We start from the raw sequence: 13,709 nt of genomic DNA on the forward strand, positions 1-13,709 counted from the left end.
GTTAAATAAAACATATCCAGCTTATATAACCGTCTAAATTTATTTTAATCTCCCGCTGATTTCACGGATTACACAGATGTTTGCGGAAGAATCTGCATAATCCGTTTGATCTGCGAGACGTATCAATATTATGTCTGCTTGATAAAAATCAATGAAGTTGATTTCATTCTTTGTCTCCTGGAATTATAAAGTATTATAGAAAAAACTTTACGTTAAAATAACATGATAGACAGTAAAAACAACTCCGGCTGTCTCAATTCTGAGACAGCCGGGGCTGAAATTTATGATAAAGGTTTCTATTTTAGATATTCAAAGCTTTTTGGTAAGCATTTTCTATACCTTCAAGGTTTTTACCTCCAGCAGTCGCAAAGCCAGGGTTTCCACCACCGCCACCTTGAATTTCTTTAGCAAGGTCTTTTACGATAGCTCCAGCCTGGTAATCTGCCGCAAGATCATCAGAAACTCCAACGGTAATCATTGGTTTTCCGTCTGCATCAGAAAGAATAATCGTTACTGAAGTCGGGATTTCTCTCTTCAACTGGAATACGATGTCTTTTACAGAACCTGCATCCAGAGAAGTTTTCTTTACTAAAAGCTGTTTGTTACCTTTCTGCTCATATGCATTCTTCCATTCTCCGATTTCTCCTTTTGCCTTTTCCTTCTTAAGAGCATCTACTTCAGCCTTTAATGAAGTATTTTCCTCGATTAGTTTTTCGATAGATCTTACAATATCTTTAGACTTTAATAATTGAGAAAGCTCAGTGATCTGCTTTTCAAGATTGTTGAAATATTCTTCAGATTTGTCTCCAGAAATAGCCTCAATTCTTCTGATTCCCGCAGCCGCAGAACCTTCGGAAGTGATCTTAAAATGACCAATTTCGCTGGTGTTTTTTACGTGAGTTCCCCCGCAAAGTTCTTTTGAGCTTCCAAACTGGATCATTCTCACACTATCACCATATTTTTCACCAAACAAAGCCATTGCTCCTTTTTCCAGAGCTTCCTGAATCGGAATATTTCTGAACTCCTGTAAAGCAATACTTTCTTTGATCTTTTTATTTACTTTTTCCTCAATTAATGCTAATTCTTCCTCAGTCATTTTGTTGAAATGAGAGAAGTCGAAACGAAGATAATCCGGACCTACATAAGAACCTTTCTGTTCTACGTGAGTTCCTAAAACATCTCTTAAAGCCTCATGCAGAAGGTGAGTTACAGAGTGGTTGGCCTGAGAATTTTTTCTCTCAGAAGCGTTTACTTTAGCATAGAAAACAGCACCTGCATCTTTCGGAAGTCCGTTGATTAATGAAATAATCAATCCGTTTTCTTTCTTAGTTTCCAGTACTTCGAAGCTCTCAACTGCATTTTCAAGAACCCCTTTATCTCCAACCTGTCCACCTCCTTCAGGGTAGAAAGGAGAACTGCTTAATACCACCTGGTAAAATTCTCCGTCTTTATTTTCTACCTTTCTGTATCTTGTAATATAGGTTTCAGATTCAATTTGATCGTAACCTACAAAGTTTTCATCTCTTTCTTCCAGGGTAACCCAGTCGTATACTTTCTGGGCTGAATCAGCTTTTGAACGAAGCTTTTGTTTCTCCATTTCAGCCTTGAAACCTTCTTCATCAATAGTTAACCCTTTTTCTTCAGCAATAATTCTTGTTAAATCATCAGGGAAACCATAAGTATCATACAGTTCAAAAACTTCTTCGCTAGGTAATACTTTCTGATTATTGGCAATAGTCTGCTGGATCAGTTTCTCTACTCTGATCAGACCGTTTTCAATTGTCTTTAAGAAAGAATCTTCTTCACTTTTGATCACTTCAGCAACCAGTTTTCCTTGTTTTTCAAGTTCCGGGAAGAAAGCTCCCATTTGTTCCTGCAGAACAGCAACCAATTTGTAAAGGAAAGGTTCTTTCATATCCAGGAATCGGTAAGAATAAGAAATACCTCTTCTTAAAATTCTTCTGATCACATAACCAGCTCCTCCGTTGGATGGCAATTGTCCGTCTGCAATAGCAAAGGAAACCGCTCTGATGTGGTCTACCACAACACGGATCGCAATATCTTTTTCGTCTTCTAAAATTCCGGTATATTTTTTACCTGAAAGTTCCTCAACTTTAGCAATAAGCGGAGTGAAAACATCAGTGTCATAGTTGGAAGACTTCCCTTGAAGTGCCATACAAAGACGCTCAAAGCCCATTCCCGTATCTACGTGCTGAGCAGGAAGCTTCTCTAAAGATTTATCTGCTTTTCTGTTGAATTCCATGAAAACCAGGTTCCATACTTCAACAACCTGAGGGTCATCTTGATTAACTCTGGTAATTCCCGGAACAGCTGCTTTTTCTTCAGGAGTTCTCAGGTCAATATGGATTTCTGAACACGGTCCGCATGGTCCGCTTTCACCCATTTCCCAGAAGTTATCTTTTTTATTTCCGTTGATGATTCTGTCCTCTGAAATGTGAGATTTCCAGAAATTATAAGCATCCTGGTCTCTGTCCAGATTTTCTGAAGCATCCCCTTCAAAAATCGTTACGTATAAATTTTCTTTTGGAATTCCGTATACTTCAGTCAGTAATTCCCAGGCAAAAGCAATAGCCTCTTTTTTGAAGTAATCCCCGAAAGACCAGTTTCCTAACATTTCGAACATGGTGTGGTGATAGGTATCTCTACCTACATCATCCAGGTCATTGTGCTTCCCTGAAACTCTAAGACACTTTTGGGTATCGGCAATTCTAGGGGCGGTAGGGGTTTTGTAGCCAAGGAAGAAATCCTTGAACTGCGTCATTCCGGAGTTGGAAAACATAAGGGTAGGGTCGTCTTTCAGCACAATAGGAGCTGAAGGAACGATCAGGTGCTCCTTACTTTTAAAATAATCTAAAAATTTTTGACGTATCTCTTGTGATGTCATAGTATTGCTTTTGCTTTTTTAAATATCAAATTTTTGATAAGATGCAAATTTACTATTTTTAAGCGATTTGTAATAATTTTATGCTATGTTTTGAATGATAACGAGTTTGGCTAATGGGGTGTGGTAAACCTTACAGGTTTTCAAAACCTATAAGGTTTGAGATGGCAAGTTTGTAATAACTGTAATCAATAATAAATCGATCTCATTTTGCAATTTTCCATTTAACTTACTACCTTCGTTGTGATCTGAAATAAGACAAAAAATCCTTCCAATGACAAAAGATGAAGAACTGAAAAGCTGGATAGAACAATATTCAGGACCGCTTTTGAAGCGGGCACTGTATGTACTTTCGAATAAAGAAGATGCACAGGATGTTGTTCAGGAAGTTTTTCTCGCTGCTTACTCAGCTTATGATTCTTTTGAAGGAAAAAGCAATGCGCTTACATGGCTGATGGCTATTCTGAACAGGAAAGTTGCAGATTTTTACCGTAAAAAATATAAATCTGAACCCAATATCAGACTCGATCATTTTTTTGATGAAACGGGATCATGGAAAAATAATGATGTTTTGAATGACTGGAATGTTTCTGGCGATGGGGATGAGCTTTTAGACAGTACAGAATTTAATAAAACATTGGAGGAATGTATCGAAGAATTGCCCTCCAGATGGAAGATTCTGCTTAAAATGTATTATATCGAAGAAAAAAAAGCACCGGAAGTCAGTCAGGAATTAGAAGTTTCTACGACTAATCTTTGGAAGATTTTGCAGAGAAGCCGTATGCAGCTCAGAGAATGTCTGGAGTTGAACTGGTTTTCAAAATCATAAGTGAAATGATAAGAAGACTACTACATAAATTATTTTTACCATGCAGTGAAGCTACTTTACTGATGGAAAAGAGGAATGCCCAATCTATTTCTTCCAGAGAAAACAGAATGCTGAGCATGCACCTGATGATCTGCAAATGGTGCAGAATGTACAATGAAAAGCTGGCACTTTTGGATAAAGTTTTTAAAAAGAAATTCTCTGAAGAAAAAACTGAAATTAATGATTCTGAAATTCAGGACTTTAAAAACAAAATGATCGATAAATTAAATTTCTAGGAAAATTTCTGTCAGGATTTTAAAATAGCTCCGACTATACTTTTGAAAACAATAAAGTATTCATTTAAAATCTTAAAAATATGGTCGGAACAGTACAGGAATCTAAAAATCAATTAACCCGAATCGGGTATTATATCTCGCTTTTCGGAGCAGCTCTTATTTTACTGTGGATTGGTATCTTCAAATTCACTCCCACGGAAGCTGCTGCAATAAAACCTTTGGTAGAAAACCATTTCTTAACTTTTTTCGTATATAAAATTATAAGCGTCCAGGCAGTGTCAAATCTTATCGGAGCGATAGAAATTATCATTGCATTACTCCTGATATTTAGTGCGAAATTTGCTGTATTGAAAAAGTATGCAGGGATAGGAATGACCGTAACTTTTCTGGTGACATTAAGCTATTTGTTTACAACACCGGGAATATGGAAAATAGTGGACGGAGTGCCTGTGACGGATTTCTTTATTTTAAAAGACCTTATGCTTTTAGGATTTGGATTGATGATCGTTCAAAATAATAAGTAATGAATAAAAAGGTAAAAATGAAAAATATATTAATTGTACTCGGAATCATTCTGGGTATAGCAGTTTTTGCTGCGGGATCCGGGCTTTTCAAAAAAAACAAGCCTGATGTAGTGGAAATAAAAAAAGAAAATGAGAAAATTATGGATAACAAAAACGTTAGAGAGATTTATTTTGCAGGTGGATGTTTCTGGGGCACAGAACATTTTTTTCAACAAATTCGTGGTGTTGTAGGAACAGAAGTGGGTTATGCCAACGGGAATACTCAAAATCCTACGTATGAAGAGGTGGTAAGTCATACAACAGGTTTTGCAGAAACCGTAAAAGTGAAGTATGATCCGGAACAGGTAGATCTGAAACTGTTGATTGATTTATATTTTAAAACAATTGATCCCACAAGTAAAGACCAGCAGGGAAATGACAGAGGAAACCAGTACAGAACAGGAATTTATTTTACCGATAAAACGGATGAAGCTGTTGTGAAAGGCGAAGTGCAGAAGCTGGCAAAAAATTACAGCAAACCTATATTGGTGGAAACCATTCCTCTGAAAAACTTCTATAAAGCGGAGGATTATCACCAGGATTATCTGGATAAAAATCCGGGAGGATACTGCCATATTGAACCGGGACTGTTTGAAATGGCCAAAAAAGCCAATCCGCTTCCGGCAAAAACAACCTCTTATCAAAAGCAGGATAAAAAAGTTTTAAAAGAAAAATTGACTGCCGAGCAATACAATGTTACCCAGGAAAATGGTACGGAAAGACCTTTCCAAAACGAATACTGGGACGAAACCCGTGAAGGAATTTATGTAGATATCACCACGGGGGAACCTTTATTTGTTTCTACAGATAAATTTGAATCTGGATGTGGATGGCCAAGCTTTTCAAAACCAATCACAAAGAGTCTGATTGATGAAAAACTGGACCGTTCCCATGGTATGGATAGGGTAGAAGTAAGAAGTAAAACCGGAGATGCTCATTTGGGACACGTATTTACAGATGGTCCTAAAGATAAAGGAGGTCTTCGCTACTGTATCAACAGTGCTTCGCTGAAATTTATTCCCAAAGCGGAAATGGAAACAAAAGGATACGGAAAATATCTTCCGTTGTTAGATAAAAAGTAATGTGAAAGGAAGAGGCTGTCCAAAAAGGACAGTCTTTTTTATGCGACCCATTACTGTCCGATAAAAAGTATAAATACATTGAAAATATTAATATTTATGCTATGAATTAACAGGTCGCTCCTCCGGAGCTCTAATTTTAAAACAAATACGTTCTATTAACAGTCAGCTCCCATTGGAGCTGAATTTGATCCCATCGGGATCTACTGTTAGTAGAAAAATGAAATCCCCATAAAATAAAGCTCCGGAGGAGCGACCCGTTAATTCTATTTAAATTTTATCGAACAAGAATGTTTTTATATAAAGTGTCAGATCTAAGGTTGATTCAAGATATTTATATGACCCTCAAACTCTCCCTAAATTCTATTCTTTATAACAACAAGAGGCTGCCAAAACTTTTTGGACAGTCTCTTTTTATTTTGAATTAATGATGTAGTTGAAATCTTTCTTTGATGCTGAGCATAGAAATGTTCAGAAATAGAAGAAAACCAAAAATAATGTAATAGGCATCTTTCGGAAGTTCTGTGAGAAGCAATTGTATTTTTTCAAAAAAATCAGGTTTATATTCTGGTCTGATCACATCATTACAGAGCAAACATGCATATTCGGGAGCTTGGGCATTGGGAGTAATATAGTTATAAACCGCAAAAATATGTCCTGTTTTCTCCAGGTCAACGGCATACTGATCTTGTTTGGCAATTGCCAGATCATTCAAAACAGAGACAAAATCACAATAGCTATTATTTTGATCTAAAATAAACTCAATACCAGACTCTTTCTCATTTCTTTCCTGAAGTTTTTTCAGTTCAGAAACATATGATTTTGAATTCTTCTGGGCTGTACCGGAAGCTATTTTTATCTTTTTGTAATCCCAGTTTCGGTAAAGTTCAAAACTTGCAAAAGTATTTTTAATCCCCTCTCTTTCTTTGGCAGGAAGTCCAATGTCTATCACAGAAACATTAATATCTTCAAACTTTTGGCTTCCATAATACCAGAATAAAACAGGAATCAGGAAGGCGCTGATCAATCCCGGAAAGTAGTATATTTTTTTCATGTTAATCTTTTTCTTTGAATTTGGAGATTTTCTTTAATGCTGAACATGGAAATATTGACAAACAATAAAAATCCGAAAATTATATAGAATGACTGTTTAGGAATTTCGAGTAAATATTTTAATCTATCAAAGCCTTTATAATTGCTTTCTTCTTTATAATAGATGGTTTCAGATTCAGTTCCACAAATATTATCATAACCTCTTTCAATTTTATTCGGGTCTTTATAAAAATCTCTGATTTCCATAATACCAGAATAAAACAGGCATCAGCAAGGCGCTAATCAATCCCGGAAAGTAGTATATTTTTTTCATGGCTAGTTTTTGACAGTATCAAATGAAAATTTTAAGCCAAAAAAAGTGATCCGAAAACGAACCACTTAAAAAATAATCTTTAAATATTGCAATTTTTAAATCTTTAAATTCCAAATATTACCATCTACCAATCCCTCTTTCTCAGAATCCAGTACGATCCGAATATAAAAACAGCACACCATACCAGGCAAGCAATAAGGCTTTCTGTAGGGTAGTGGAATTCATATTTTAATCCCATCATTTTTGCCATGTCTAATCTGATCATCGGATTGGGAATAAGGTTGGACATACTTTCCAACGGTAAAAGATGGCTGACAAAAAAGTCATTTTGAAGGATTTCATTCCTTTGAGGCCCCTGTAAACCTTTTATTTTGGTGAATATTTCAACCTTAGATAAAATTCCCTCACCGATCCAGAAAACAAAAAGAGCCAGAAATACGAACACTGATTTTCTCAGCAAAATGGATAAGAACATTAAAAAACAGAAGAATGTAAATAGCTTTACAAAGTAATTTCCAATGAAAAATATTTCCCCAAAAACCTTTGCAGAATCCGTTGTCTTTGAATACTGATATCCTAAAAACATCGTAATGGCCAACACAATGATGGTAGAAATAATGGTAAAAATACTTATTGTCAGTAGTTTTGAAGTGATAAATTCTTTCCTGCTCAATCCGTCAATGGTATTTTGCTTAAACATCCTGTTGCTGAATTCCTGTGAGATTGAGAAAACAATGATCAATCCTAAGAAAATTTTAAGCAAAGCAACGATCCATGTGGTGAAATTCCAGATTTCGGGAAAGTTATAAATACCCTGTTCTTTCAGATTTACCGTTCCTCCCAAAACATCAAAGTCTACCAATCCGATGAAAAGCAATGCAGTAAGAATGGCAAAATAAAGAAGGGTGAAAATCTTGAATGGTTTGTAATTCAGATTTTTATAGTATTCCAGTTTTAATAATTTCATCATGATTAGTTGGTGTTTTTTACAAGTTCAAGGAATTGAGATTCAAGAGACAATTTTTTCTTGGTTAAATGAGACAGGAAAATTCCTTTTTCAGCCAGTTTCTGATTCAGTGCTGATGCGGATACGGATGCATCGTCACGAAGCTGGGCTTTAATATAATCCCTGTCCTGATTGACGAAGCTGAACCACGGAAGTTCATTCAAAGCATTGAAAAGTAATACATTGTTGTCTGCTTTTAATTCAAAATAACCATTATTGGCTGTCATTTCATCCACTCTGCCGCAATAGATGGAGTTGCCTTCTTTCATTACAATCACATGGCTGCAGATCTTTTCAATTTCGTCCAGAAGGTGGCTGGCAATAATGATGGTAATACCTTGCTTGGCAATATTGCTGATGATTTCCCTGATCTGGATAATTCCTTCAGGATCCAGTCCGTTGGTAGGTTCATCCAGAATCAGTACTTCAGGATTATTTAGCATGGCAGAAGCAATGGCCAGACGCTGTTTCATTCCTAAAGAGAAGGTTTTGAAAGCATCTTTTCTTCTTTCATACAGATTAACGGTTTTCAGTACTTCTTCAATTCTTGAATAAGGAGTTTCTTTGATCTCGGCAACAATTTTAAGATTAGTCTCTGCACTCAGATAGGGATAAAAGTTAGGCTGCTCGATAATAGCTCCGATTTTCTTTAAAGTTTCGGGATCTGTTCCCTTTTTTCCAAACCAGAACCAGTCTCCGCTGGTAGGATTAATGGTGGAAAGCAGCATCCCGAAAGTAGTGGATTTTCCGCTTCCGTTAGGCCCCAGAAGCCCGTAAACATTTCCTCTTTCTACATCAAAAGAAATATTGTTGACCACAACTCTTTTGAATTTTTTTGTCAGATTCTTTACTGATAAAATTTTTTCCATGTAATTTGTTTTACATAGTAGTAGTCTATATAAATTAGAGAATGTTACAGAATTATCATAAATCAATTTAAATTTAACTGTAAATGCATTAAATTTGATAGAATTAATGAAAAGTTTATGAAGTTAATTGAACTGGCAGAAGAACTGAATGTCTCTGCAGAAGCCATCAAACAATTTATACAGGATTTTGATCTTGAATTGGTAGACTGTATCAGCACCAATTTTGAAGTAAAAGAGGATTTTGAAAAATTTGCCCGTGAAAATGTAGATTTTTTAAGACTGTATGAAAAGGATCTGGATAAAAATAAAACCCTGGAGCAGATTGCAGAAGTGATCAATCAGCCTAAAGACAAAGTTGAAAAAGCAATAAAAGATAATAACCCGAATATTTTTGATAACGGTTTCTTTAAATCTTCAATTTCAAGCTACGGGATTGATAATAAATTAGGAGGAAACTATCAGTTTGTCTATAATTATTTCGGGCATAAGACCAGTCTGCAGCAAAGAGATTTCATTGGCTACAGAGATCTTTTCTTCTATACTTCTGCTGTCTTGGAACCTTTCCTGAATCCTCAGCAGATCAAAGATTGGGGAATCAACAAACCGGCTGGAATCATTTTGTACGGTCCTCCGGGAAGCGGTAAAATTTTCTGGGCAAACAAAATTGCTGAAATTATCGGGTATCAGTTTAAAGAAGTTAAAAAACATTACCTCGGAACATCACTCATTGATGGAAACGAGATCAATTTCAGCGACTTTCTGCTGAAGATGATGAAAGAAAATAAAATGCTGCTGTTTCTTGACGATTTTGATGAAATCATGAGACAAAGAACTGCCGAGACAGATATAGCCTCATGCAACCTTGAAGCCCAGGAACTTATTCTTCACTATATCGGAAAATTTGAGAAGGAAGGAGTACTGATGGTAGGCTCAGCCAATTCTGTTTCAGAAATTGATGAAGAAATCCTGGCACCCGGAAGATTTGATGTGATGATTCCGATCTTTCCACCCAATGCATCAGAACGTTCTGAAATTATATTATATGCAATGACCAAAGGGCTTGAAGAAGATTCCCTGCTCTATAAAATACTCAAAAACAACAAGGCGGATAAGGTTCCTTTCTGGCATGAGGTCGCTTCAAAAATGAAAGCGTTCAGCAATACGATGCTGATCGATTTTACACAAAGCCTGAAGAAACGAATTAAAAATCTTTACCAGAGAACCAGAAATGAAAAACTGAAAATAGATCAAAGGCTTTTGGACAGCGCTTTAAGGGATGCTGCCGGAAAACTGACAGAAGAATATCTTGATCAGGTAGCCAGGTTCCTTGCCGATGTTATTATCAATAATTTGGATGAATTCAGATTCAGGATTCAGGCGCTGAGAAGTGAGCTGGAGACCTATCAAGTAGTTGAAGAACCGAGAAGGGCAATAGGTTTTCATCATAACGGAGAGAAGGAAGAGTAGTGATAGGGTTTTATTTCAGTATCTTTTCAACGTTTATTATAACTGCATTAATAAAAAATTAATCATTACGAATTGCTCATTACTCATGAACAGCATCTGGGAGCTTGAAACCTTTTACCGGAAAAGAAATATTGTCATTATTGGGTCGGGGTTTTCCGGGCTTTGGACTGCCATTGCGGTAAAAGAAAAATATCCTGAAAAATCTGTTTTAATTATTGAACGGAATACGATCCCCTTAGGAGCCTCCACAAGAAATGCCGGTTTTGCCTGCTTTGGAAGCCTTACCGAAGTGATCGCCGATTCTCAGAAAATGGGTTGGGAAAAAACATTGGATCTGGTGAAGATGAGGTTTGAAGGCCTACAGAAGATCAGACGTTATTTTAAAAGTAATGAAATAGACTTTGAGCTTAACGGTGGTTATGAGATTCTGAATAATGATGAACCTTTGCATCATATCAAGCAGGTTAATCAAATACTGAAACCCATTACAGGACTTGAGGAAACCTATTCTTTGAAGCAGGAAAAAATAAAAGAGTTTGGATTGGGAAAATCTCCTTTTCTTATTGAGAATCCGTGTGAAGGAAGTCTGCATTCGGGAAAGCTGCTGCAGAAGCTTTTGGAAAAATGTCATGAAATGAAAGTTGAGTTCTTATTTGGAACGGAAGTAAAAAATACTGAAGAACAATCAGATGAAATTGAAGTTCATCTTCCGGACGGAATTTCTGTAAAGGCAGATCAGCTTATTTACTGTACCAATGCATTCAGCTCACAATTCCTGGAAAACGAAAACATTATTCCTGCCCGTGGACAGATTGTACTGACCGAAGCTATAGAAGGATTAAAGCTTAACGGAACATTTCACTATGATGAAGGTTTTTACTACTTCAGAAACCTTGGAAACCGTGTATTGTTGGGAGGGGGAAGAAACCAGGATTTTAAAACCGAAGAAACAACAGCCTTTGAAACAACAGAATTTCTGCAGCGTCACCTGGAAGACTTTTTAAAAGAAGTCATTTTACCCGGTCAGGATGTTAAAATTGCTTTACGCTGGTCAGGAATAATGGCCATGGGCAATGAAAAGACTCCCATTATAAAACAAATCTCAGAAAGACAGTTTTGTGCTGTAAGACTCTCAGGAATGGGAGTAGCGCTGGCTCCTGTGATGGGGGAAAAGATAGCAGAATTGATATAATACACTTGTAACCATGAAATTGTTACCTTTTGACCGTATGACTTACAGAACAAGTATGAAGGATAACTTCAATCCCGAACATTGAGCTCTTAGCTTTCCACTCTAAAAGAATTCCTTATTTTTGCAAAAAAGAAAAAATCGTGATCAACAACGACCAGATAAAAGAAGTTCAATCCAGAATTGAAGATTTACACAGATACCTTCAGATTGATAAAAAGAAGATAGAAATTGCCAACGATGATGAAAAGACCGCAGCTCCGGAATTTTGGGATAATCCTAAAACGGCTGAAGCATTTCTGAAACAGCTTCGTTCCAAGAAAAAATGGGTAGAAAGCTATGATGAAATTCAGACCCAGTTTGAAGATATGCAGGTTTTGGTAGATTTTGCCAAAGAAGATGCTGATTCAGAAAAAGAACTGGATGAAACTTTCCCCCAGCTGGTAGAGAAAATTGAAGACCTGGAATTCAAGAATATGCTTTCTAATGAAGGTGATGAGCTTTCTGCCGTTCTTCAGATTACTGCCGGTGCCGGTGGTACGGAAAGCTGTGACTGGGCTTCCATGCTGATGAGAATGTATACGATGTGGGCAGAAAAACAAGGCTATAAAATCCGTGAGCTCAACTTCCAGGAAGGGGATGTTGCCGGAGTAAAAACTGTTACACTGGAAATAGAAGGTGAATTTGCCTTTGGATATTTAAGAGGTGAAAATGGGGTTCACCGCTTGGTAAGGATTTCGCCTTTCGACAGTAATGCGAAACGTCACACCAGCTTTGTTTCCGTATATGTTTATCCTTTGGTAGACGATACAATCGAAATTAATATTAACCCTGCCGATATCTCCTTTGAAACGATGAGATCTTCTGGAGCCGGAGGTCAGAACGTAAACAAGGTAGAAACCGCTGTACGTCTGCGTCACGCACCTACCGGAATTATCATTGAAAACTCAGAATCCCGCTCCCAGCTTCAGAACAAAGAAAAAGCGATGCAGCTCCTTCGTTCCAGACTATACGAAATAGAACTGGAAGAGCGTATGAAGGCCAGAAATGAAATAGAAGCCAACAAAATGAAGATCGAATGGGGAAGCCAGATCAGAAATTATGTGATGCACCCGTACAAACTCGTAAAAGATGTACGCTCAGGTCATGAAACATCAGATGTGGATGCGGTAATGAACGGAAATATCACTCCATTCCTGAAAGCATTCCTGATGGCCGATGGGACGGCAGTTTCCGATGATGACCTCGACCTGTAAAATATCACATGAATTTTAGTTAAAATCTTATAATTAATTTTTGTTTCAGACATTTTAGACTTATTTTTGTTGTTCATCGATATATATGGAAGATTTCAATAGCTGGAAGGATTTATTAAACCCGGAGTTTTACATCAAAATGGGAGGGTTTTGGCTTATTTTGTTTATTGTTTTTGCGGAAACGGGTCTTTTTGTAGGCTTTTTTCTTCCCGGAGACTCACTCTTGTTCGTTTCAGGGATTTACGCCGTTGAAATCATCAAAGAGACTTTTGGCTCTACAGGAAGTGATTTCCTGGATACGACACTTTTAGCCACAGGAGTCGCTATTGCAGCCATCATAGGAAATGAAGTGGGATACTATTTCGGAAGAAAAACAGGTCCGGCTTTATACAAGAGACCGGATTCTATGCTTTTCAAAAAGAAATATCTTTATCAGGCTCATGACTTTTTTGAAAAACACGGGGCATTAGCTATCATTATGGCAAGATTCTTACCTGTAGTGAGAACTTTTACTCCCATTGTTGCAGGGATTGTAAAAATGGACAAAAAAGAGTTCTTAAGAGATAATATCATCGGAGCCGTTTTATGGTCCTTTATTCTGATCTTTGCAGGGCATTATCTGGATAAACTGTTCATGGATCAGTTCGGAATCAACTTAAAAGAAAAGCTGGAATATATCATTATCGTTATTGTACTTGTGACGACACTTCCGGTGATCATTAAGTTTATGTTTGGGAAAAAAGAAGATTTCTCTAAATACGAAAACAAAGATTTTGAATAAAAATTCAAGTAAAAATATACGAAGCTGCTTCATCTGAGGCAGCTTTTTTGTTGGCCATTACTGTACGATTATTTTATTTTACGTATTTATATTGTTTATTTTTTACAATACAGATAGATATCTTTTC

General features: G+C 36.7%; 12 protein-coding genes. 8 read left to right on the forward strand and 4 right to left on the reverse strand.

Translation table 11 applies throughout. The features are described 5' to 3' along the window. Window positions 1-301: 301 nt before the first annotated feature. A complete protein-coding gene (alaS, locus tag ACTJJF_RS15575; RefSeq protein WP_440700225.1) occupies window positions 302-2,905 on the reverse strand; it encodes an alanine--tRNA ligase in 2,604 nt (867 codons plus the stop codon). Window positions 2,906-3,176: 271 nt separating this feature from the next. On the opposite strand from alaS, the gene ACTJJF_RS15580 reads away from it, so the two are divergent. The 4 genes from ACTJJF_RS15580 to msrB all read left to right on the forward strand — a co-directional run bounded on the left by ACTJJF_RS15580 (window position 3,177) and on the right by msrB (window position 5,651). Next, window positions 3,177-3,731 (forward strand): sigma-70 family RNA polymerase sigma factor, encoded by a 555-nt coding sequence (locus ACTJJF_RS15580; protein ID WP_440700226.1) that lies wholly within the window; start codon window positions 3,177-3,179, stop codon window positions 3,729-3,731. Window positions 3,732-3,736: 5 nt separating this feature from the next. Beyond that, window positions 3,737-4,006, forward strand: a complete 270-nt coding sequence (locus tag ACTJJF_RS15585) for a hypothetical protein (RefSeq protein ID WP_312299869.1) — start codon at window positions 3,737-3,739, stop codon at window positions 4,004-4,006. Between the two features lie 80 nt (window positions 4,007-4,086). Beyond that, complete coding sequence (locus ACTJJF_RS15590) at window positions 4,087-4,530, forward strand: DUF417 family protein (protein WP_440700227.1); 444 nt, start codon at window positions 4,087-4,089, stop codon at window positions 4,528-4,530. A 17-nt stretch (window positions 4,531-4,547) separates the two neighbouring features. Further along, entirely contained in the window at window positions 4,548-5,651 is a 1,104-nt protein-coding gene (msrB, locus tag ACTJJF_RS15595; protein ID WP_440700228.1) for a peptide-methionine (R)-S-oxide reductase MsrB, read from the forward strand. A gap of 421 nt (window positions 5,652-6,072) precedes the next feature. On the opposite strand, the gene ACTJJF_RS15600 is transcribed toward msrB, so the two are convergent. The 3 genes from ACTJJF_RS15600 to ACTJJF_RS15610 all read right to left on the reverse strand — a co-directional run bounded on the left by ACTJJF_RS15600 (window position 6,073) and on the right by ACTJJF_RS15610 (window position 8,889). After that, window positions 6,073-6,702 carry a hypothetical protein gene (locus tag ACTJJF_RS15600; RefSeq protein ID WP_440700229.1) on the reverse strand — a complete coding sequence of 210 codons (630 nt, stop codon included), beginning with the start codon at window positions 6,700-6,702 and terminating at the stop codon, window positions 6,073-6,075. 436 nt (window positions 6,703-7,138) lie between these two features. Then, window positions 7,139-7,984, reverse strand: coding sequence for an ABC transporter permease subunit (locus tag ACTJJF_RS15605; RefSeq protein ID WP_440700230.1), 846 nt, complete (start codon window positions 7,982-7,984; stop codon window positions 7,139-7,141). Window positions 7,985-7,986: 2 nt separating this feature from the next. After that, window positions 7,987-8,889, reverse strand: coding sequence for an ABC transporter ATP-binding protein (locus ACTJJF_RS15610; protein ID WP_440700231.1), 903 nt, complete (start codon window positions 8,887-8,889; stop codon window positions 7,987-7,989). Between the two features lie 117 nt (window positions 8,890-9,006). Here ACTJJF_RS15610 and ACTJJF_RS15615 point away from each other — a divergent pair, with 117 nt between their 5' ends. From ACTJJF_RS15615 to ACTJJF_RS15630, 4 genes are all read left to right on the forward strand, one after another. Next, window positions 9,007-10,356, forward strand: coding sequence for an AAA family ATPase (locus ACTJJF_RS15615; RefSeq protein WP_312299856.1), 1,350 nt, complete (start codon window positions 9,007-9,009; stop codon window positions 10,354-10,356). An 85-nt stretch (window positions 10,357-10,441) separates the two neighbouring features. Continuing rightward, entirely contained in the window at window positions 10,442-11,548 is a 1,107-nt protein-coding gene (locus ACTJJF_RS15620) for an NAD(P)/FAD-dependent oxidoreductase (RefSeq protein ID WP_440700232.1), read from the forward strand. Window positions 11,549-11,688: 140 nt separating this feature from the next. Continuing rightward, the gene (gene prfB, locus ACTJJF_RS15625) at window positions 11,689-12,801 is read left to right on the forward strand and encodes a peptide chain release factor 2 (protein ID WP_276161124.1); all 1,113 of its coding nucleotides are present in this window, start codon (window positions 11,689-11,691) and stop codon (window positions 12,799-12,801) included. A gap of 85 nt (window positions 12,802-12,886) precedes the next feature. Then, complete coding sequence (locus ACTJJF_RS15630; RefSeq protein ID WP_312299850.1) at window positions 12,887-13,582, forward strand: DedA family protein; 696 nt, start codon at window positions 12,887-12,889, stop codon at window positions 13,580-13,582. Window positions 13,583-13,709: the final 127 nt, after the last annotated feature.

Source organism: Chryseobacterium sp. 22458, assembly GCF_052044975.1.
GTDB lineage: Bacteria > Bacteroidota > Bacteroidia > Flavobacteriales > Weeksellaceae > Chryseobacterium.

Coding starts and splice junctions, on each gene's coding strand:
- alaS (WP_440700225.1), bottom strand. CDS start 2,905: ATGACATCACAAGAGATACGTCAAAAATTTTTAGATTATTTTAAAAGT.
- ACTJJF_RS15580 (WP_440700226.1), top strand. CDS start 3,177: ATGACAAAAGATGAAGAACTGAAAAGCTGGATAGAACAATATTCAGGA.
- ACTJJF_RS15585 (WP_312299869.1), top strand. CDS start 3,737: ATGATAAGAAGACTACTACATAAATTATTTTTACCATGCAGTGAAGCT.
- ACTJJF_RS15590 (WP_440700227.1), top strand. CDS start 4,087: ATGGTCGGAACAGTACAGGAATCTAAAAATCAATTAACCCGAATCGGG.
- msrB (WP_440700228.1), top strand. CDS start 4,548: ATGAAAAATATATTAATTGTACTCGGAATCATTCTGGGTATAGCAGTT.
- ACTJJF_RS15600 (WP_440700229.1), bottom strand. CDS start 6,702: ATGAAAAAAATATACTACTTTCCGGGATTGATCAGCGCCTTCCTGATT.
- ACTJJF_RS15605 (WP_440700230.1), bottom strand. CDS start 7,984: ATGATGAAATTATTAAAACTGGAATACTATAAAAATCTGAATTACAAA.
- ACTJJF_RS15610 (WP_440700231.1), bottom strand. CDS start 8,889: ATGGAAAAAATTTTATCAGTAAAGAATCTGACAAAAAAATTCAAAAGA.
- ACTJJF_RS15615 (WP_312299856.1), top strand. CDS start 9,007: ATGAAGTTAATTGAACTGGCAGAAGAACTGAATGTCTCTGCAGAAGCC.
- ACTJJF_RS15620 (WP_440700232.1), top strand. CDS start 10,442: ATGAACAGCATCTGGGAGCTTGAAACCTTTTACCGGAAAAGAAATATT.
- ACTJJF_RS15630 (WP_312299850.1), top strand. CDS start 12,887: ATGGAAGATTTCAATAGCTGGAAGGATTTATTAAACCCGGAGTTTTAC.